The organism is Amycolatopsis sp. cmx-11-51 (genome assembly GCF_047608665.1).
GTDB lineage: Bacteria > Actinomycetota > Actinomycetes > Mycobacteriales > Pseudonocardiaceae > Amycolatopsis.
Genome location: NZ_JADNQO010000007.1, coordinates 175,561 through 194,849 on the forward strand (window position 1 = coordinate 175,561; position 19,289 = coordinate 194,849).

13 protein-coding genes are annotated in these 19,289 nt (G+C 67.1%); 2 read left to right on the forward strand and 11 right to left on the reverse strand.

Translation table 11 applies throughout. The features are described 5' to 3' along the window. Positions 1 to 93 precede the first annotated feature (93 nt). From ACM6LU_RS24225 to ACM6LU_RS24245, 5 genes are all read right to left on the reverse strand, one after another. Positions 94 to 795, reverse strand: coding sequence for a Crp/Fnr family transcriptional regulator (locus tag ACM6LU_RS24225; RefSeq protein WP_037307965.1), 702 nt, complete (start codon positions 793 to 795; stop codon positions 94 to 96). A 29-nt stretch (positions 796 to 824) separates the two neighbouring features. Next, positions 825 to 1,190, reverse strand: a complete 366-nt coding sequence (locus tag ACM6LU_RS24230; protein ID WP_007034234.1) for a hypothetical protein — start codon at positions 1,188 to 1,190, stop codon at positions 825 to 827. A gap of 97 nt (positions 1,191 to 1,287) precedes the next feature. Then, on the reverse strand, positions 1,288 to 1,800 hold the full coding sequence (locus ACM6LU_RS24235) for a hypothetical protein (RefSeq protein ID WP_414940043.1): 513 nt from the start codon (positions 1,798 to 1,800) through the stop codon (positions 1,288 to 1,290). A gap of 1 nt (position 1,801) precedes the next feature. Beyond that, positions 1,802 to 3,559: a substrate-binding and vWA domain-containing protein gene (locus tag ACM6LU_RS24240; protein WP_414940044.1), complete on the reverse strand. Its 1,758-nt coding sequence runs from the start codon at positions 3,557 to 3,559 to the stop codon at positions 1,802 to 1,804. Positions 3,560 to 3,595: 36 nt separating this feature from the next. Beyond that, a complete protein-coding gene (locus ACM6LU_RS24245; RefSeq protein WP_414940045.1) occupies positions 3,596 to 6,226 on the reverse strand; it encodes a P-loop NTPase fold protein in 2,631 nt (876 codons plus the stop codon). Between the two features lie 191 nt (positions 6,227 to 6,417). Between ACM6LU_RS24245 and ACM6LU_RS24250 the strand changes: the two genes are divergently transcribed. After that, positions 6,418 to 6,969, forward strand: a complete 552-nt coding sequence (locus ACM6LU_RS24250; protein WP_414940046.1) for a snapalysin family zinc-dependent metalloprotease — start codon at positions 6,418 to 6,420, stop codon at positions 6,967 to 6,969. 40 nt (positions 6,970 to 7,009) lie between these two features. Here the strand turns inward: ACM6LU_RS24250 and ACM6LU_RS24255 are convergent, their stop codons facing one another. Next, positions 7,010 to 7,189, reverse strand: coding sequence for a ferredoxin (locus ACM6LU_RS24255; protein ID WP_414940047.1), 180 nt, complete (start codon positions 7,187 to 7,189; stop codon positions 7,010 to 7,012). Positions 7,190 to 7,194: 5 nt separating this feature from the next. After that, positions 7,195 to 8,394 carry a cytochrome P450 gene (locus ACM6LU_RS24260; RefSeq protein ID WP_414940048.1) on the reverse strand — a complete coding sequence of 400 codons (1,200 nt, stop codon included), beginning with the start codon at positions 8,392 to 8,394 and terminating at the stop codon, positions 7,195 to 7,197. A gap of 184 nt (positions 8,395 to 8,578) precedes the next feature. Here ACM6LU_RS24260 and ACM6LU_RS24265 point away from each other — a divergent pair, with 184 nt between their 5' ends. Continuing rightward, positions 8,579 to 9,502 carry a helix-turn-helix domain-containing protein gene (locus tag ACM6LU_RS24265; protein ID WP_414940049.1) on the forward strand — a complete coding sequence of 308 codons (924 nt, stop codon included), beginning with the start codon at positions 8,579 to 8,581 and terminating at the stop codon, positions 9,500 to 9,502. Between the two features lie 780 nt (positions 9,503 to 10,282). On the opposite strand, the gene ACM6LU_RS24270 is transcribed toward ACM6LU_RS24265, so the two are convergent. The 4 genes from ACM6LU_RS24270 to ACM6LU_RS24285 all read right to left on the reverse strand — a co-directional run bounded on the left by ACM6LU_RS24270 (position 10,283) and on the right by ACM6LU_RS24285 (position 19,179). Continuing rightward, positions 10,283 to 11,512 carry a DUF222 domain-containing protein gene (locus ACM6LU_RS24270; RefSeq protein WP_414940201.1) on the reverse strand — a complete coding sequence of 410 codons (1,230 nt, stop codon included), beginning with the start codon at positions 11,510 to 11,512 and terminating at the stop codon, positions 10,283 to 10,285. A 178-nt stretch (positions 11,513 to 11,690) separates the two neighbouring features. Then, positions 11,691 to 16,571, reverse strand: a complete 4,881-nt coding sequence (locus ACM6LU_RS24275; RefSeq protein WP_414940050.1) for a DNA repair ATPase — start codon at positions 16,569 to 16,571, stop codon at positions 11,691 to 11,693. Further along, the gene (locus ACM6LU_RS24280; RefSeq protein ID WP_414940051.1) at positions 16,568 to 18,577 is read right to left on the reverse strand and encodes a flotillin family protein; all 2,010 of its coding nucleotides are present in this window, start codon (positions 18,575 to 18,577) and stop codon (positions 16,568 to 16,570) included. Before ACM6LU_RS24280 ends, ACM6LU_RS24275 begins: the two co-directional genes overlap by 4 nt. Positions 18,578 to 18,594: 17 nt before the next feature. After that, positions 18,595 to 19,179 carry a hypothetical protein gene (locus tag ACM6LU_RS24285; RefSeq protein WP_414940052.1) on the reverse strand — a complete coding sequence of 195 codons (585 nt, stop codon included), beginning with the start codon at positions 19,177 to 19,179 and terminating at the stop codon, positions 18,595 to 18,597. Positions 19,180 to 19,289: the final 110 nt, after the last annotated feature.

Here is a 19,289-nt window from a genome sequence, read left to right on the forward strand (position 1 = left end):
AACTGGCGGCAGGAAGCAGTGTTCCCACTCCTCACCGGAAGTTCTGTTCGGAACCGAACAGAACCTGACCCCGCCATGGTCAACGCCAGTGAGCTAAGTCACACCTTTTTCCGTGATCACCCGCAACGCTTCGCGGTCGACGACGGTGATCGCACGGCGCGAGCTGGCCACAACTCCCGCCTTCCGGAGCTTGTCCAGTGCCTGCGCGACCATCGTCCGTCCCATCGGGATGAACTGCGCGAGTTCGTCCTGGCTCAGCGGGATCCCGATCCGCCAGCCGGCGGGAGTCCGGATGCCACAGACGTCGACCAGGTAATCCAGTCGCGTCGCGACCCGCGCCACCGCCTGTGGCTTCCAGGACTGCGTCCGCTGCCGCTGGGCGAGCACGAACCGGCGGGCGACGGAGACGAGTACCTCCCGCATCGCCGACGGATGGTCCAGCAGGAAACGGTTGAATTCGCTCGCCGCGATCCGCCGGACGTGGACCTCCTCGATGGCGACGACGTCGGCCATCCGGATTCCACCCGCGATCACCGCGATCTCGCCGTGCAGATCGCCGGGCACCCCGACGTCGAGGATGACCGTCGCCCCCATCCGGTCGGCGCTGGTCACCTTCACATAACCGTGCCGCAGCAGCATGACGAAGTCGCCGGGCTCACCGGCCCGCATCAGCGCCTGCCTGCTCTCATAGGTCTGCGGGGTGCCCATCTCCAGCAACCGGGCACGGACGGGTTCGTCCAGCCGCTCCAGGAACGGACGTTCTCTTTCTTCGGCGGCCTCCGGGCCCAAACCCACGAAACACCCTCCCAGGCAGTCGTGAACACCTATCGCGGAGAGTAACCGAATCGGCCACCCGATCCGGCGGCGGAACCATCGTGCGTGGTGAAGATGCCCAACCGGACCAGCTCCGACCTGATCCACTCGGCCAGTCTGTGCAAGGGTCCGTCTTCGGCCTCGACGAAGTAGCTGTCCACGATCTGGTGTCGTCTGTCGGCGTGTTTCGCCGCGTATAGCAGCGCTGACCGTACCTCTGACACCTTCAGCGGAGCGACCTTGATCCCTGGCGCGGGCCGCACGGTGCTCTTGGCGGCCATCACCGCCAGCACGGCCTCCTCCAGGCTGAACCGGTGCTCCACCGGTACGACCACATGTTCCACGCCCTCGACAACCCGGCGCCCGATCAACGGCATACTGTCAGATCAGCATGACGCACGGCCGTAGTCTGTTCGGCACCGAACACTCACCCCGGTTGGCGGAGCTGAGATGTCTTCATCGCTCTTCCCGCACTCAACCCGGTTGGACCACCGCGATGGCGTCTTCGAGATCTTCCCGGTACACCCGCATCCGCTGAACGAGCATCACCGGATCCGGGTTCTCGTCTCGCGCGTGCCGTTCCAGCTTCTCGGTGGTCTGCCTCACCGACACCCGCAGTTCGACGACCTCGGGCGAGTCCCGGTCCGGCCGGCTTTCGAGCCTCGCCACCGCCCGCCGGAAGGTTCCCGAAAGGTCCACCTCACCCGGCTGCACCGTTTCGATGGCCGTCAGCGCGCGCCCGAGCAGGCTGTAGTGGTCATGGCCGTCGGCGGGCTCCGGTGCGCGTGCCTCTCTCACCGGCCTGGATCGCTTGGCGTTCAACACGAAGTACGCGACTTCGGCGGGAAGCAGCACGGCGAAGGCGGCGGCGGCGCCGAAGAACCACGCCTGCGGATGCGGCACCGTCACCGCGTGCCCGAGCAGGGCGGCGATCAGCGTGAGCACTCCGGCGACGGTGTGGAACGCGCGATTGTCGTGATCGGCCATGTCAGAAGTTACTGAAGACGTTGACGAACATCTTGTCGATGCCCTGCGGATCGACGGCCTTGTAGCTGCGTGCCTTGGATTTCTGCGCGATCTCGTCGAGAACACGGCTGTCCGCCTGCGCGCCGTAGGCCATGGTGAAGATCCGGACGGAGTTGTCCAGCCGTTCGGCGTCGACGTTCTGCAGCATCTGCTCCTTCGTGGTCTTGCCAGAGGTGTTCTCGCCGTCGGTCAGGAACACGACGGCGTTGATGAGGTTCGGATCGAACTCCCGCCGCATCTTGTCGTTGGCGTCCACCACGGACTGGTAGAGGGCCGTTTCCCCGTTCGGGGTCAGCTTGCCGACCAGGTCGATCATCGGGCCGCGGACGACCTTCACCTTGCCGATCGGCATCTTTTCCTCGTACCCGTTCGAGGCGAACGTCCACAGCCCGACCTCGTCTTCGGGATGCAGGTATTCGAGCTGTTTCCGGATCGCGGGTTTCAGCAGTTCGATCCGGGACTCGGAGTACGGTTTGTCCTTACGGGTCTTGTCGAACGGTTCTTTCATCGACCCGGACAGGTCCAGCACCAGCAGGATCCGGCCGCGCCGCTGCGTGTACTGCCAGCCGTCCAGCATTCGCTGGATCTGCTCACCGGTGGGGAGCTCGATCTTCCGGGAGTCACCGGTTTCCGCGGTGTGCGCGCCCTTTGCCAGCTTCGGGTTGCTCCGGCCCTCCGGATCACGGAAGCCGAGACCGCGAAAACTCTCCTGCTGCCCGGGTTCCCGCATGTAGTCGTAGAAGTCCTTGGCCGCCGCGTGCTGCTCCGGCGACGCCTTGGCCGTGGTCAGGAAGGGATGGTCGATCAGCACCGTCCCCTCGCTCGGGTGCACGGCGACGAGCGGCCGGTTCAGGGCGACGGGATTGTCCTGCAGTTGTTTCGGATCCCCGGTCGGCGCGCCGTGGTTGTAGAGGTAGACCATCTGCTCCTGCATCGCCATCGCGCTGATGTAGGGCGTGGGCTTCTTGTCCTCTTCGTACAGCGTTTTCAGGAAGGCCACCGAATCGTCGCTGTAGTAGGCGACCGACGCCTCGATGCCGCGGACGAACTGCACGGCGTCCGCCGTCTCGCTCTTGCCGTAGTCACCGCCGGTCGCCGCGAAGTAGGTCGAGATGGTCGCGGCGAGCCCCGAGGTCGACCGGCGCGGGTTGTCCTTGCCCAGCGTGAAGTTCCCCCACTTCGCGTTCTCCCCGCCGGTGGAGGCCCAGCCGCCCTTCTGGTTCATCTGGAGGACGTCGTTCCAGCCGATGGTCTTCTTCGGCCAGCCCATCGCCGCGGCCATCGGCTCGGGCATCGCGATCACCATCGGGCTCGTCGCGAGCGAGGTCTTGGGGCCGTCGTCGATCAAGCCGCCTTTGCCGCGCTGGCGCAGCAGATCGAGCCAGAGCGACGAACTCGGCAGCCAGACCTGGGGTTCGGGCTGCTGATCGTCGATGTCGTTCCAGCCGTCGGCGATGAGGTCGAGTGTGGCGCCCGAGGTCTTCTTGTACGCCTCGACCTTCGCGCACCGGCCGCCGTCGAACGTCCGGTCGGTGTTGTTGTACCGGTCGGCCAGTTCGCGGATCAGGTCACCCTTTTCCGTGGAGGAACTGGCGACCAGCCGGACGCAGTCGTTCCTGGCCGCGTTCGAGGGCGCGGTGACCGTGGTCGCGAGCAGCACGATCACAAGTGTCCCGACGAGCGCGCCGAAGACGAGCGAAAGCCAGCCTGATCTCCGCATGCGCCGCCCCCTAGCCGTTGTAGCGGGCAAGTGTAGCTACAACGTGGTTCCCGGTTCTGTTTCCTCGGTCACCAGATCGTAGGTTTCGAAACTGAAGCGGGCGAGGGTACCCACCCAGTTCCGGTAGACCGATAGATCATCGAAGGATTCGGCGTCTAGCCGCCATTCAGGTGGAAAGGCGTCGGACAACGATTCCCCGGCGGAAAGCGCGATGAAGGTCGTGCGTGCGGAGTCCGGATCGACGACCAGCAGGGTCAGCAGGACGAGCACCGCCCGGTAGGGGCCGTCGACGAACCGCGTCAGCTCCGCGTCGGGAATGCCGATGCGCACGAGCCGGTAGAGGTTGACCAGCTTCCGGATCTCCCGCGGTGTCTTCAACCGTTTCCGGAGAACGTGGACGAAATCGCGTTCGACCTCGGTGAGCCGCAACCGGTCCGGCCGCATGTTGTAGAACGTCGGCGGGGCCGTGTCCTTGACGATGACCTCCACCGGTTCGCCGCGTTCCCCTGGCTCGAAGGCCTCCTCGTCCTCCGGCCATTCTTCGTGCCCTGGCGGCACCGGTTCCCGTCCTTCGATCGGCATCAGGACGTCGATCAGTTCGTCCGCCGCGGTTCCCATGGGGCGCAACGCGAACACGATCTGAAAGATCTTGTCGAGGTACTCCGCCCGCCGGGCCTCCCCCGCGCCGAACAACTCTTCGTGGTGCTGGTCCAGGCATCGCCGCAACCATCGTGGATCGACGGCCACCACCACGACGAACGCGGGAAGGGCGAGCAGCAGGTGCACGGCGGCGAGCACCTCGATCACCTTCGACGGCGGGCAACGGTCGAGATCGTCGATGTAGAGCACGATCCGTTCCAGTGGCGGATCGCCCTTGCCACCCGCCAGCAGCCATTCCGTCCGCGCGTCCGCCAGATCGGCGCTTAGCTCCGCGAGATCTTCCCGGACCCGGGCGAAGACCCCTTGGTAGTCCCCGTATCTGCCGGTCGTCGCCTCTTCGATCAGCTCACCGAGCCGCGTGGCCGCGTCCAGGCGCCGAAGCCGTTCCTCGGTCTCCCGCACCTCGGTCTCGAATCGCTCCCTCCGTTTGTCGACATCGGACCGCAATCTGTCCAATGTGGACTTGACCGGTGCGAGGGCGGCCCTGGCGGTGGTGAGCGCCGGGGTCAGCACGGCACCGAGCGCGACGATGGCGCCCGCCGCGGCGAGGATCGCGTTGTGCCATAGAGCCCATCCGGTGATCGCCGCGACGATGCCGAGCACCCCCAAGACCGCGTAGCCCGCGACGGCGAGCCGCCGTCGTCTGCGTTCGGCCCGGTCCACGCCGGACACCAGGAGCCGCCATCGCCAGGTGAGCGGGGAATCCGCCTTGATGGCCCGAAGGCTCGCGAGCCGGGTCCGCAGTGCCTCGCGTTCGGCCCGGACCTCGCCGGCGTCCGCGTGCGTCTCGGGCGCGCCGAGGTTACGGAACAGGTGGTCCACCAGTCCGACCCACAGGTGGTCGTCGTGGTACTGCCAGGCGTTGAACCGGATCTGCCGGATCTCCCCGGCGAACACGCTGTTGGCGGCGTCGCCGCGGGACCGGCGGGCCAGTTCGGCCACCCGGTCGGCCACCTGGCGCACGAAACTCGATTTGCCGGAACCCCAGGGCCCCAGCAGCGCGACGCACAGCGGCGGGCTGGTCTCGCGGTCGGCGATGACCGCGGCGAGGGTGCGCACGTCGTCCTGGAAGCCGATCAGGTCGATCGCGCTTTCGACGTCGGGGGTGATCCGCGGGCGCGCCCGCCCCGGTTTGGGCTCGACGAAACCGGTGCCGTCGATCTGGTTGCCGAAGCGGTCCCACACCCGGATCGTGTGATCGTCCCCGACCGAGACGATCTTCTCGTTGCCCGCGGTGCAGGCGATCGCCCGGACGTTCCCCTCGTGTCCCTTGAGGAGGGTGTAGTCGGCGGGGTCGTCGATCTCGCGGACGTAGATCTCGCCGCCGGAACCGCCGGTGAACACCAGTTTGCCGTCCGGACTGAAGCCCAGTACCCGTACGACGCCGAGGTGCCCGGGGAAGACGAGGGCCGGATCACCCCTGCGCCCCCACAAGCGCACCGTCTCGCCCTCACCGGACAGCACCCGCTCGCCGTCGGCGGAAACCGCGACCACGTGGACCGCACCCGCACCGCCGAACCGGTAGTGGGAAACGACTTCCCTGTCCCACAGGCGCACGCCGCCGGTGTCGTCGCCGGCCACCACCACCCGGCCGTCCGGGGTCACCGCGACGGATTCGATCTCCGGGCCACCGGTGCGGAGACCGCGCACCGTCACCCCGTCCAGCCGCCGGACCTCGACGGTGCTTCCCGCGCCGGACACGGCGAAATCCTTCGCCACCGCGACCGCGAGCGTCCGCCTGGTGGTCTGGATCTCCGGGGGCCGCACCTCGCGACCGGCGAGCCGCCAGCGCCGTACCGTCGCCCCATCGCAACCGACCACGTACCGACCCGAGATGCCCACCGCGAGCACCGGCCGATCGTGGCCGCTCAACGCGAACCGCTGCGCGCCGGTCTCCAGGTCCCATACCCGCACCGTTCGGTCCGCACCCCCGGTGACCAGCCGGTTTCCGTGCACGGCGACCGCGAGAATGGGTTCTTCGTGTCCGGTGAATCGCGCGGTCGTCATAGCCGCACAGTCTTCCGGGTGCGTCAAGATCATGGTTAACGACAGGCGACTATCGGCGGGTTACGCGACGACCTTTACAGGTCCTAACATCACGCGGAGGCAACGGAGGACTACTCACAGATTCCTCCCGCCAGAACAAAGTGTCGACACTGCTCCGAAATTCCAGCACGCCTTAACGCGAGGAGTTCAACGTGCTTCGACGTACCTTCGCCGCGGTGCTCACCGGCGCCGCGCTCTCCACCTCGATGCTCTCGGCACCCTCCGCCGGTGCCGCCGAGATCATGGCGACCACCCTGACCTACGACGACAGCCAGGCCGCGGAGTTCAAGTCCGCGGTGGCGGCGGGCGTCAACGTGTGGAACACCAACGTCACCAACGTCCGCCTCGTGAAGGCGACCGCGGGGCAGCGGGTCAACATCCGGATCATCGCCGACAACGGCTGGCCGCGCGCCACCCTCGGCCCGGTCCGCCCGAGCGGCACGGTCACCGTGTGGATGGGCAGGCAGGCCGTCCAGCAGGGCTACCACACGCCCCGGATCGCCTCCCACGAACTCGGGCACAGCCTCGGCCTGCCCGACGTGAAGCCAGGGCCGTGCTCGTCGCTGATGTCCGGCTCGACCGGCGGCGTCAGCTGCACCAGCGTGAACCCCAACGCCCAGGAGAAGGCCAGGGTTCAGCAGCTCTACGCCGGCACCGCCGTGCAGAGCGCCGACGCCGGCAAGGTCCTCGTGGACGTCGGCTGATCCCACGCCAGGGGGTGCCCGCCCGGCACCCCCTGGCTGGTCAGTCGTTCGCCGTGATCGCCGACGCGGGACACAACTGCACGACGTCGCCGATCTCGGCCGGTTCCGGTTCGAGCAACCGGACCCTGCCGTCGACTTCGTCTTGTCCGAACACCTCGGGCGCGGTCAGCACGCACATTCCGGCGCCCACGCAGCGTTCGCGGTCGACTTCGAGTTTCATCGCGTTCACCAGGCCACCGGGAGCGCGTGCACCCCGTAGATGTCGGAGTCCGTCCGCATCGGAACCTCGCTGGCGGGAATAGCGAGCCGCAGCGCCGGGAACCTGGCGAACAGCCCGGTGAAGGCGACCTTCATCTGCACTCGCGCGAGTTGCTGGCCGAGGCACTGGTGGACGCCGTGCCCGAAGGCCGCGTGCCCGGCGGCGTTCCGGCGGAGATCGAGCCGGTCGGGTTCGGGGAACTTCAGCGGATCGCGGTTGGCGGCCATCGCCGAGAGCGCGACCGTCTCCCCCGCCTTGACGATCTGCCCGCCGATTTCCACGTCTTCCAGCGCGGTGCGCATACCGGTGTGCGCGATGGTCAGGTAGCGCAGAAGTTCCTCGACCGCCCCGTCGACACTCTCCGGGTCCTGGCGCAAACTTTCGAGCTGGTCCGGATGCTGGAGCAACGCGAAAGTGCCCAGCGCCAGCATGTTGGCCGTGGTGTCCAAACCGGCCCCCAGCAAGAGGAACGCGATGCTGGTGAGTTCTTCGTCGGTGAGTTCCGTGGTGGCCAGCTCGCCGAGGATGTCGTCGGTCGGCTCGGCCCGCTTCGCGACGACGAGCTTGTAGAGGTACTCCCCGAGGGCGTTGATCGCGACTTCCTGCTCGGCCAGTGAAGCGGCCGGGCTGTTCAACGGCATGACATTGCGCCGGAAGAACTCATGGTCGGCGAACGGGACACCGAGCAGTTCGCAGATCATCAGCGCCGGAATGGGCTGCGCGAAGGCCGTCACCAGATCGGCTGACGACCCTTGACGCTCCATGGCGTCGAGGTGCTCGGTGGTCACCTGCTCGACCCGCTCGGTGAGCAGCCGCATCCGGCGGACGGTGAACTTGCCGGTGAGCAGCTTGCGATAGCGGCCGTGCTCGGGATCGTCCATCTTGATGAACATCCCCGGCTCCGCCGGCGGAAACACCTCCATCGCGGCGGCGCCCGGCAGTGGCGACCGCAGCAGCTCCTGTCGCGCGCTGAACCGGGGATCCGCGATGACGTTCCGGACGACCGCGTGTCCCATCGCGAGCCAGCCTTCGTGGCCGTTGGGGAAAGTCAGTCGGACGAGCGGGTGCTCGTCACGCAGCCCGGCGAGTTCGGCGGGTGGGTCGAACGGGCAGCCCGTCGGTCGTTCGAGGGGCAATTCCGCGAGATGGGGTACTGAGTTCGTCACAGCTGTTCCTCCCAGATCTTCAGCCATGACAAAAGGCTACGTTGCATTCATTGATCGCTCAAAAGTTCACTTGCGGAATTTAACGGTTACAGCTGGTAGAGTTCGTGAAATCGTTGCAACTGTTTTGCCGATGAATGCAACGCTTCGTTGCATTGATCTGCGCGTGAACGCACAGGAGGCACCCATGCCGGGCGGCAGGCTGACGCTGGAGGACCGGCGGCTGATCGCGGCGTGGCTCAAAGACGGCCTCGGATACGCCGAGATCGCCCGGCGACTCGAGCGCCCGACGTCGACCATCAGCCGTGAGGTCGCGCGCAACAGCGGTCATTCCGGCTACCGCGCCGAAGAGGCGAGCCGGGTGACCGGCGAACGGGCTCGGCGCCGTCGGAAACCACCCGCCCCGGCAGCTCCCGCCGTCTCCCGCGGCTACGACCGCGACCCGGAAGCCGTGCGCCGCTTCGAGACGGACTTCACCGAAATGATGGTCGAGACCGGACTGCCGCGAATGATGTCGCGAGTGCTCGCGTGCCTGTCCGTCAGCGACGACGGCGTGCACACCGCGACCGAACTCGCCCAGCGGCTCCAGGTCAGCCCGGCGTCGATCTCGAACGCCGTCGGCTATCTCGAAACGCAGGCGATGCTCAAGCGGGAACGGGACGGGCGGCGGGAACGGTACGTCGTCGACGAAGAGATGCCGCAACGGGTGTGGGCCGAGAGCGTCCGTGCGAATCAGGAGTGGGTCAAGATCGCCCGGCGAGGCACCGAAGTCCTCGGCACGTCGACACCCGCGGGCGCCCGCATGGACGACCTCGCCCGATTCCACGCGCGCATCAACGAAGTCATGCTGGACGACCGGGTCGCGGTGTTCGTCGCGGACGCGGTCACCGTGCTCGCCGCCCTGCTGCACGCCGGGCGCCCGCTCGCCCTGGAGTCGCTGTCGATCGCTCTCGGATGGTCTTCGGATCGGGTGCTGGAGGCTGTGCGGGTCGCCGTCGAACATCCGCACGTGGCCGGTCCGGTGACGGTGGTTTCCGGCGGCGGGGAGTATCGGGCGGTTCCGTTGGTGGAGCGGCTCACGGCGGCGCAAGTGGCGGCGCTGGATTCGTGAGTGGCGAGGGATAGCCGCTTTTCGGCGATGGGTCAGAACGGGGGTGGAGGACCGGCCGCACGTCACCGGTCCCGCTCGCGGAACGACTGGCGGCCACACGGCCGCTTTTCGGCAACGGACGTGACAGCGGCTCCGCTGGTGGAGCGGCTGACGACCGCGCAGCTGACGGCACTGGGCTCGTAAGCGGCTTGAACGAACGTGTGGCCGGTTTTCGGCATTGGAGGCGGGCGGTGGCATACGTCGCGCGAACGAACGAGTAGCCGTTTTTCGGCGAAGCGTTTCAGCACGGTGGCGGAGGACCGACCGCACGTCACCAGTCCCGCGCGCGGAACGACCGGCGGCCGCGCAGCCGGCAACGCTGGCTTGTAGTGGCACGGGAGCGATGGCCGATTCTCGGCAACGGACGTGACAGCGGCCCCGCTGGCGGAGCGGCTGACGACACGGGGCTCGTAAGCGGCTTGAACGAACGTGTGGCCGGTTTTCGGCATTGGAGGCGGGCGGTGGCATACGTCGCGCGAACAAACGAGTAGCCATCTTTCGGCAAAGTGTTTCAGCACGGTGGCGGAGGACCGACCGCACGTCACCAGTCCCGCGCGCGGAACGACCGGCGGCCGCGCGGCCGGCGGCACTGGCTTGTAGTGGCACGGAACAGCGATAGCCGATTCTCGGCAACGGACGTGACAGCGGCCCCGCTGGCGGAGCGGCTGACAACCGCGCAGCAGACGACACCGGGTCCTGACAGCGCGAACAAGCCAGTAGCCGTTTGTCGGCAATGTGCTTTTAGAACGGTGGTGGTTCGTCTTGGGGTGTTTTCGGGCGGGGCGTGTGCAGGGGTGGGGGCGTGCTGTCGTGCCGCTGTCCGGTGGGGGTGGTGATGGTGAGGGTGCCGTCGGGTGTGAGGTGGTAGGTCCAGCCGGGTTCGTCTTTGAGGCGGTGGTCTCGGCGGCAGAAGCTGACGAGGTCGGCGGCGTCGGTACGGCCACCGAACTGCCACGGCACGGTGTGGTCGAGGTCGCAGGCCTGGGCGGGACGGTGACAGCCAGGTCTTCGGCATTCGCGATCGCGGACCCGGACGTACTCGTCAAGCCCCGCGGTGGGCCGGTACCGGTCCCGGCCCAGGTCCACTACCTGCCCGGACAGCGGATCGGTGATGATCCGGCGTAATACCGTGTCGGGTCCGGTCGCGATGTGACGGGCCAGCGTAGCCGGAAGATGACCGTGCCCGGCCATCTCCGCCGGATCACCATTCAGCCCGAGGTAGGTGAACAAGTCCATATAGAGGAACACCTCCGTGCGTTCACTCACCCCGCCTCGCCCGCTCAGTAGGAGGTCGAGGGCGACGTCGGCGCGCAGCTGATCAAGAGTGCGGGTTTCGTCGCCGGTCTTGAGCGCCCGCGCCGCACGATCGATCCGGGTGTAGGCGGCGTTCACCTTCTCGACAGGACCGTCCTCGACCTCGATCGACGCCACCCCCGTCTCGCCCTGCCGCACCGCCAGCCGACGACCTTCGCGAGAATGCTCGGCACGCTTGTCGGCGCCCTCGCGGTCGACCGTCGCCGCGACGTGACTCGCCGCCTTCCGGATCTGCTCGCAGTTCTTCCCCGCCAACCGGTCCCCCAGCACAGCATCAGCGGCGAGAGCGTTCTCATCCGACAACCACACCGTCGCCGCGGCGACCTTCATCGCCCCGAAACCACTCACTTTCCCCTGATCCAACAGGTCCAGTGTCCGGGGCAGACGAGTGGTCAACGCGTCAGCGGCGGCGACCATCGCACCCGCATGACCATCCACAAGAGACAACTCGAACGCGACTTCCTGAGCAACACTCCGCGCGCCCCCACGATGCCGATTCAACTGCGCCAACGCCCGGAACCGAACCGCCTCCAAACGAGCGATCCCCACCGACGCCGCAACAGCCACAGCCACAGAACCCTTGTCATCCAAGAGGTTCAAGGAAGCGTTGATCTCCTCCAAGACTCTTGGGTTGGTTGTGTCTTCGAGTAGTGCCACAGGTGCGGCTTTGTGAATGTCCACTCAGCGAACATACAACCGACCACCGACAGTTTCCGAACACGCGACCACAACAGGATGTTGCCGTTTTTCGGCGACTATTCCAAGAGGTGACCGTTGAGGCTCGGGAGTGGTAAGGACGGTTCCAACCGTCCTTACCACTCACGGAGACCTGGCTTCAGGTCACCTCGCGCACGACCATCCGTTCCGAAGCCCGCTCGATCGCCGCTTCCACCGCACCGACCCGGTCCGCCAGCAGGCCCACCGCGCCGACCACGCGGCTCATCGGGTCCTCGTCGTTCCCGCCGAGCGCCTGCGCCCGCAGGTAAGCCGCCTTCACGTCCGCCCACCGCTGCGCCTCCGAGGCGCTCAGCCGTCCACGCAATTCCGCCAGCTTGAGCAGGTTGGCCTCGGCACCCGAGGTCAGCGTCTGCGCTTCACCGGCGTAGTGGTCGTCGATCAGCGCTTCCAGTTCGGCGTCGTTCATCGCGGGCACGATCCGGCCCGCGAGTTTGTTCATGTTCCGGTACGAACCCTGCAATTGGAACGGCGGTTCGACCCGGGACGCGTCCGCCTGCGCCGCCGAAGCGATGTACGCCTGGTTGTTCTTCAGCACGATCCGCTGAATCCGGATCAGTTTCCGCAGCACGGCGAGGATCTGCTCCAGTTCGGTCGCCGAGTACGCGTGCTTCAGCTGATCCGCCCGGACAGCGTCGTCGCCGCGGGCCAGCCGTACCAGAACGTCCACATCGGACTGTTCGCGCGAGACCAGCGGTGCCAGCACAGTGTTCGCGGTGAGCGAGTTCTCGACGTAGCTCAGCGCGAACAGATCTTCCTTGCCCGACAACACATCGCCGAGGTTCCACACGTCGGCACGGTTGGCGAGCATGTCCGGGATCCGGAACCGCTTGCCCTGCTCGGTATACGGATTGCCGGCCATGCAGACCGCGAACCGCTTGCCACGCAGGTCGTAGGTCCGCGTCCGGCCTTCCCACACGCCTTCCATCCGCCGCTGCGCGTCACACAGCGAAATGAACTTCTGCAGCAACTCCGGCGACGTGTGCTGGATGTCGTCCAGGTACAGCAACACGTTGTTACCCTGCTCCAGCGCGAACGAGATCTTCTCGACCTCCTGCCGCGCGGTCGCGTTGGGTGCGTCCGCCGGATCCACCGAAGTGACCTCGTGCCCGAGTGCCGGCCCGTTCACCTTGACGAACACCAGTCCGAGGCGGCTCGCGACGTACTCCATGAGCGTCGTCTTGCCGTACCCGGGCGGCGAGATGAGCAGCAGCAGGCCGGACTGGTCGGTGCGCCGGGCATCGCCGGTCGCCCCGAGTTGCTTGGCGAGGTTGTCTCCGATCAACGGCAGGTAGACCTCGTCGAGCAGCCTGTTGCGCACGAAGGCGCTCATCACCTTCGGCTTGTACTCCGTCAGCCTCAGCCTGTCCCGCTCGGCCGCCACCAGTTCGTTGCGCTGCCGCTGGTACGCCCGGAAACCCGGCACCCGGTCACGCCGGAACCGCCCCGTCCTTGCCAGCGTCTCGTCGAGCCGCAGGGTCAGTGACCGGTTGACGATCCGCGGATGCGAACCGAGCAGACCGTCCACAGTGGCCGTAAGTTCCGCCGAAGAATCGTAGCGGTGTAGGTCGGCCAGTTCGATCGCGACGGCTTCCGTCAGCTCGTCGGCGGACAGGCCAGCGGAGTCCACAAAGGACGACAGCCAGGCTTCGGCGAGCTGATACCGGTCGGCGAGGTCTTCGAGTGCGCGCAGGTCTTCGGCGAAACTGCGCCTGTCGAGCCGGAACTTGTCGAGCAAGGTTCGCGCACCGCCGCTGGTGACGAACCCCGGCGACGCGTCGGCGAGTTCCTCGAACAGGTACTCACCGGCGAATTCGAGGTCCAGCGCCAGCCCGGACGACGCGGTGAACCCGGCCATCGCCTCGGTGAATTCCCGCGCCAGCGAGTCGATCGCCGTGGTGTGGCCGAACGCCTCCCGCACCCGCGAGAGCGACGTCGCCCGCGTCGTCCACGCGGATTTCGCCGACTCTTCCGCGCCGAACGCCCAGAACAGCTGAGCGGCGGCCCTCGCGGCGGGCGGATAGCGCAGCAATCCGGCACCGGAACGCAGCCGCAGCAACGTGGACAGGATCGCGGCCGCGTCATGGTCGTGCACGCCACGCGCGTAACCCTCGTCGTACCGGTCCCCCGCGGCGTGCCGGACGACCTCGAGCAGGTCGGTCTCCGGCAGGTCCGGCTTCTCGAGCAGGATCGACGTCGCCAGGTACTCGGCGCGATAGACCTCGGGCGACTCCGAGACCAGCAGCTGGTCCCAGTACGGCCGCGTCGCCTCGAACGACTCGTCCCGGACGGGCGAGCGGTAGTCGGTGCCGGTGATCGCGAACTTCATCCCGCCCTGGTGCGGCACCAGCGTGAGGTCGATGTCCTGCGTGTTGACCGCGAAGGTGTTGCGGCCGAGGCGGATCGTCTCCCCGCCCTCGCCGTACAGGTCGAGCCGGTCGCGCAGCGCGCGACCGGCCTCCTGGCGGGCGGCCTTCACCCGCCCTTCGAGTTCTTCCGCCCGCACCTGGTCGCCGAGGCCGCGCAGTTCGGCGACGACGCTGCGCAGCTTCGCGACCATCGGGTCGGAGGCGAAATAGGTGTTGATCTCGTCGACGGAGCCGAGCGTGCCGACCCGCCGGGTCACGCTCGTGAGGATCCGCTCGGCCGAGTCGACCAGCCTGTCCGCACGGCGTGCCCGCTCGTCGAGCAGCGCCTGCTTGCGCGAGGAGAACGCCTCGTAGACGTCGGTGCGCTTCTCGCCGAGCGACATCAGGAAGTCGTCGAACTCACCGAACCGTGATTCGAGGTTTTCCAGCTGCAACAGCAATCTGCCGAGCTGTTCGTCGCAGCGGTCCGGGGTGTCCGCCACCGCGAGCCCGCCGGTGATGGCCTGCGCCAGCAGCGCGAACTCGGCGGCGAACTCCGCCCGGCCCTCGGTCTCCAGCAGTTCCTTGCGCCGCGCTTCGAGGGTGGCCCTGGCGCGGTTGACCCCGCCGATGACCTCGCCGACACGTTCGAGGATCTTGGTCCGCACCACGGCGTCCGCGATCTCCAGCCCGCCGACGACGTCGGTGAGGACTTCGAGCCCGCCGGATTGCTCGTCCAGCCGTTCCGCGACCGGGACCGCCTCCGCGACGGTCGCGATCGCGCCCGCGGCGGCGATCAGCCCGTCCACCTCGGTGTGGTAGCTCGTGAACGCGTCCTCGCCCTGCAGGAACCGGACGGCCCGCTGCGCGGCCTCGCCGAAATTCTCGTCGAGGTCGGCGATCAGTTCGTCGACCCGGTCGGTGTCGACATACCGCAGTTCCCGCACGGTGACGAGATGTCCCCGCGCGCGATGCAGTTCGGCGAGCCTGCGCACCCACGCGTCGGCCGCGTTGAGCGCCTCACCCCGCACCCTCCGCACGAGTGAAGCGGTTTCGGCGGCCGCCTCTTCGACGGCTTCGGCCGCTTGCGCGGTGAGCGAGGTGACCGTCTCGAATTCGTCGAGCACCTGCTCGGCGGTGACCTGGACGTCCGACAACGGCGACCGCAGATCACCGAGTTCGGCCTCGCCGAGCCAGTGGTAGTGGTCGAAAACCCGCGCGCACGCGGCGATCAGCGCCTCGAAGACGGCCGCCGACGGCGCCATGTCCTCGATCATCCGGCCGATCGAGAGGCAGTCGGAGATCCCGCGGACCAGATCGGCGTTGCCGACCCGCTCCAGCGGCCCAGTCCCGGCCGGCTGCGACGCGGCGTACGTGTCCGACTGGAACGGCGTCCGCCACACCTGCATCGGATGCACGCGGCTCGGCTCGTCGGACAGCGCGCGGAAAAGGACCATGGTGCCGTCGTCGAACAGCGAATACCCGTGGCACGGGATCGGGTTCGAGACCTCTTTGCGGATCACGTTGTACGGCAGGAGAAGCGAGCGCCCCTCGACCCGCGCGTGAAAAACGTAGAGCACGTCTTCCCCGTTGGGCGAGCGGATCACGCGCTCGAATTCCAGACCGTCCACAGTGGTGTCGAACGTCTTGCTGACACCGGTGTCGAGGTAGTAGCCGCCGGGGAAGATGATCCCGTGGTCCTCGGGCAGCCGCTGGCACGCCTGTCCGATCCCATCGAGGCGCACCACGTCCCGCGTGCGGGTGTTGAAGACCAGGTACCGGTGCTCGGTCTCCTTGTACGGCAGAATCCGCAGCAGGATCAGGGGGCCGATCCTGGCGTAGGAGACCTCGGCGTCGGCCAGGCTCTGCAGCGGCTCGGCGACCGGTTCGGAGTAGACGCCTTCGCCGCTTTCGGTGTTGTTCTCGACCTTGATCGTCAGGTTTCCGCCGACGGTCTCGACGAACACCTCGTCCTCGATCGAGATGTGCGGGTGCCGCCCGAGAACGTGCTGCTCGCGGCCGGTCTCGACCCATTCGAAGTCGTGTGACGGCGGGAAGACGTGGTCACGTTCACCCCGGTTGTCCACATAGGACACCTTGCCGTCGGCGGCGATGCCCCAGCGCAGCACCCGGATGTCCTCGGTCCGGGGGCCGATCTGGAACACCGCGAGCAGCTTGCCCTCGACCCGCCGCAGCTGCAGCAGCTTCGCCTGCCGGTAGTACCGGTACAGCTCGGCGAAGTCGCGGACGAACTGCTCGTCGCGCAACAGCTCCGGCAGCTCTTCGGCGGGCACGTCGTCGAAGCGGAAGGCTTGTTCGTCGTGGCTGAACCTGTGCAGCGAGAAGACGTCATCGACCGTCGTCTCGGGTTTGAGCCCGATGAAGACGTTGTAGCCGAACAACATCCGCCCGCCGACCGACACGACGTCCCGCGGCACGCAGTTGTTCGCGGTGCGGATCCGTTCCGTGCCGATCAGCGCGAGTTGCGCGCTGCCGAAGACGCCCAGCCGTGCCGTGTTGAGCTCGTCCGCGCGTTTCGCCAGTTCGGCGGCCTGTGCGGCGAGCCGGACGCGGAGCACCTCATAGGTGCCCGCGTCCAGCTCGGTTCCTGCCGCCGGTTCGGGCGCCGTCACTGCTTCACGGGGGTGAGAGCGGCGACCGGCGTCTCGGCGAGGCCGAGCCGCTGTGCCACGGTGAGCAGCTCACGCAGCTTGTCGCTGTCCGGGCCGCCCGCCTGCAGCTGCTTGGCCAGGAAGGCCGACAGCGTCAGGTTCTTCACGTCCTCGGTGTTCACCGCGCCGAGCAGTTTCGTCAGGTCGTCGGTGAAGCTGCCCGACCCGTCGAGCCACGGCTTCGCGAGTGTCTGGACGACGTCGGAGTGCTCGACGAACCCGTCGACGCTCTTGCCGAGGCCGATCGAGCCGATGATCTTCTCGAAGAACATCGTCTCACCGCCGACGATGTCGATGTCGGCCTTCTCCAGTCCGATGCCGAGAACCGTGGCCTGTGCCTCGGCGACCTCACGCTGCACAGTGAGCGCGGCGAGCCGGATCTCCTTCTCGGCCTCCAGGCGCAGGCGGTACTCCTCGTGCTGGCGGCTGGCGGTGTCGAGCGCGGCCATCGCGGCGGCCTTCTCGGTGAGACCTTCGGCCTCGCCCTTGAGCTTGTCGCGCATCCCGTCGGCGAGCACGATCGCCTTCTCGCGGGCGACGATCGCCTCGGCGCGGCCGACCTTCTCCAGCGCGTCCGCGTCACGTTCCCTGACCTGCGCCGCGGCGAGACCGGTGGCGGCCTCCTCGGCCTGGATCCCTTCCGCCAGGCGGATCTTCGCACGGGTATCCAGTTCCGCGGCCTGCTGGCGCGCCTCGGCCAGCGTGAGTTCCTCGCGCGCCTTGTGCTTCGACGCCACCTCGGCGGCTTCCGCGGCCTTGATGTCCTTGACGAGGCTTTCCTGCGCTTCCGCCTCGGCCCGGATGATGATGGCCGAGCGCTGACGCTCCGCCTCTTCTACGACGCGGAGCTTCTTGATGTTCTCTTCCTGCTCCGCCACCGTCTTCTCGACCGCGATCCGCTCGCGGATCACCTCGGCGATGGACCGCTTCTCGGTCTCGACTTCCTTGTCCTTGGCGATGCGGGACAGCTCGGTCTCGCGTTCGCGGCCGATGACCTCGAGCAGCCTGTCCTTCTCGATACGCTCGCTCTCGATGGCGATGACGCGCTCGCGGTTCTTGCCCGCGACCTCGATCTCACGCTGCTGGTTCTGGTGCTGGATACCGAGCTGCTCGTCGGTGCGCAGTCCCGCGGCCTGCGACTTGAGCCGCTCCTCCGCCTGCACCTTGGCGATCTCGGCCTCTTCGCGCGCCCGCATGGTCTCGACCTCGCGGTTCTGCTTGATCTCCGCGTCGGCCTGCCGCCGCTCCAGTTCGAGGATCGCCTCCCTGGCGTCCACGTTCTGGCGGGTGATTTCTTTTTCCTCACTGCGGCGGAACTCGTTGGTGCGCACGTGCTCGATCGCGGTCAGCTCGGTGATCTTGCGGATACCCTGCGCGTCGAGGATGTTCGCGGAATCGAGCTGTGCCATCGGCGTCTGCTCGAGGTAGTCGATGGCCGCGTCCTCGAGGCTGTACCCGTTGAGGTCGGTGCCGATGACGCGGATGATCTGGTCGCGGAACTCGTGCCGCTTCGTGTAGAGATCCACGAAGTCGAGCTGCTTGCCGACGGTCTTCAACGCCTCGGAGAACTTGGCGTTGAACAGTTCCTGCAGCGTCGCCTCGTCGCTCGCCCGCTCGGTGCCGATCGCCTGCGCGACCTTGATCACGTCCTCGACGGTCTTGTTGACCCGGACGAAGAACGAGATCCGGATGTCGGCGCGGATGTTGTCCCGGCAGATCAGGCCTTCACGGCCGGTACGGGTGATCTCCATCGCCTTGACCGAGGTGTCCATGATCTCGGCCTTGTGCAGCACCGGCAGGACGACCGCGCCGGTGAACGTGACGTCCACCCGGCGGACCTTCGAGATGATCAGCGCCTTCCCCTGCGGCACCTTCTTGAACAACCTGGTGATCGTGAAGAGCAAGACCAGGAGGATGACAACTATCACGGCGATCAGAACGCCGGCCCCCACGCTGATGGCACCCATAGTGTTCCTTTTCTGCTTCAGATGTCCAAAGACTCGACCCAGAAGAACTCGCCTTCGGAGTCGTAGTCATAGAGAACTACGCGGCTGCCCGCCGTCAGGTTGCCTTGACCCGCCTGACGAACGTCCACAATGGCCGTCGACCCGTCGGCGGCGGCGACCTCGGCCTGGCCGAAGTCGTGGGTCACCGACGAGGTGCGGATGACCGCGGCGCGACCCACGAAGTCTCGCCTGCTCGGTTCTTTCGCGGGACCGAAGACGCGACGCAGCGGCACCACGATCACCCTCGTCCCGAGTGTGCCGAGGACGAGCGCGACGGCGAGCACGCCGACACCGGACCCGATCCTCGCGGGTGTCGAAAGTTCCAGGTCATCGAGTAGGACCGTCCCTGCCAGGCTGGCGAACCAGGTGAACGCGATCAGCAAAGAGAGCGAAATGGACAGTGGGACCCCGCCGAAGCCTGCCAGGAGCCCGTCGCCACCGTCGAAGTCGTCTGTGTCGACGGCGCCGAGCAGTGCCAGCAGCCAATAGCCGACCACCACGATCAGCAGGAAGCTGAAAAGCGCGGCCGGAAACCCCAGAGCCGCGGTGACGAACCCGCCCATCGCCGTCGTTTCCCTCCCCCATTACCCCGGGTCCGGACTATAACCAGCGAGTGACGCCGGGCGGGCGGTTTTCGGCTACGAGTGGGTCACGGTGTGCGGAAGCGTGCGGG

Bases quoted from the DNA above. Each gene is read 5' to 3' on its own strand.
- ACM6LU_RS24245 (WP_414940045.1), bottom strand. From the start codon at position 6,226: ATGACGACCGCGCGATTCACCGGACACGAAGAACCCATTCTCGCGGTC.
- ACM6LU_RS24230 (WP_007034234.1), bottom strand. From the start codon at position 1,190: ATGCCGTTGATCGGGCGCCGGGTTGTCGAGGGCGTGGAACATGTGGTC.
- ACM6LU_RS24285 (WP_414940052.1), bottom strand. From the start codon at position 19,179: ATGGGCGGGTTCGTCACCGCGGCTCTGGGGTTTCCGGCCGCGCTTTTC.
- ACM6LU_RS24235 (WP_414940043.1), bottom strand. From the start codon at position 1,800: ATGGCCGATCACGACAATCGCGCGTTCCACACCGTCGCCGGAGTGCTC.
- ACM6LU_RS24255 (WP_414940047.1), bottom strand. From the start codon at position 7,189: ATGAAACTCGAAGTCGACCGCGAACGCTGCGTGGGCGCCGGAATGTGC.
- ACM6LU_RS24265 (WP_414940049.1), top strand. From the start codon at position 8,579: ATGCCGGGCGGCAGGCTGACGCTGGAGGACCGGCGGCTGATCGCGGCG.
- ACM6LU_RS24240 (WP_414940044.1), bottom strand. From the start codon at position 3,559: ATGCGGAGATCAGGCTGGCTTTCGCTCGTCTTCGGCGCGCTCGTCGGG.
- ACM6LU_RS24280 (WP_414940051.1), bottom strand. From the start codon at position 18,577: ATGGGTGCCATCAGCGTGGGGGCCGGCGTTCTGATCGCCGTGATAGTT.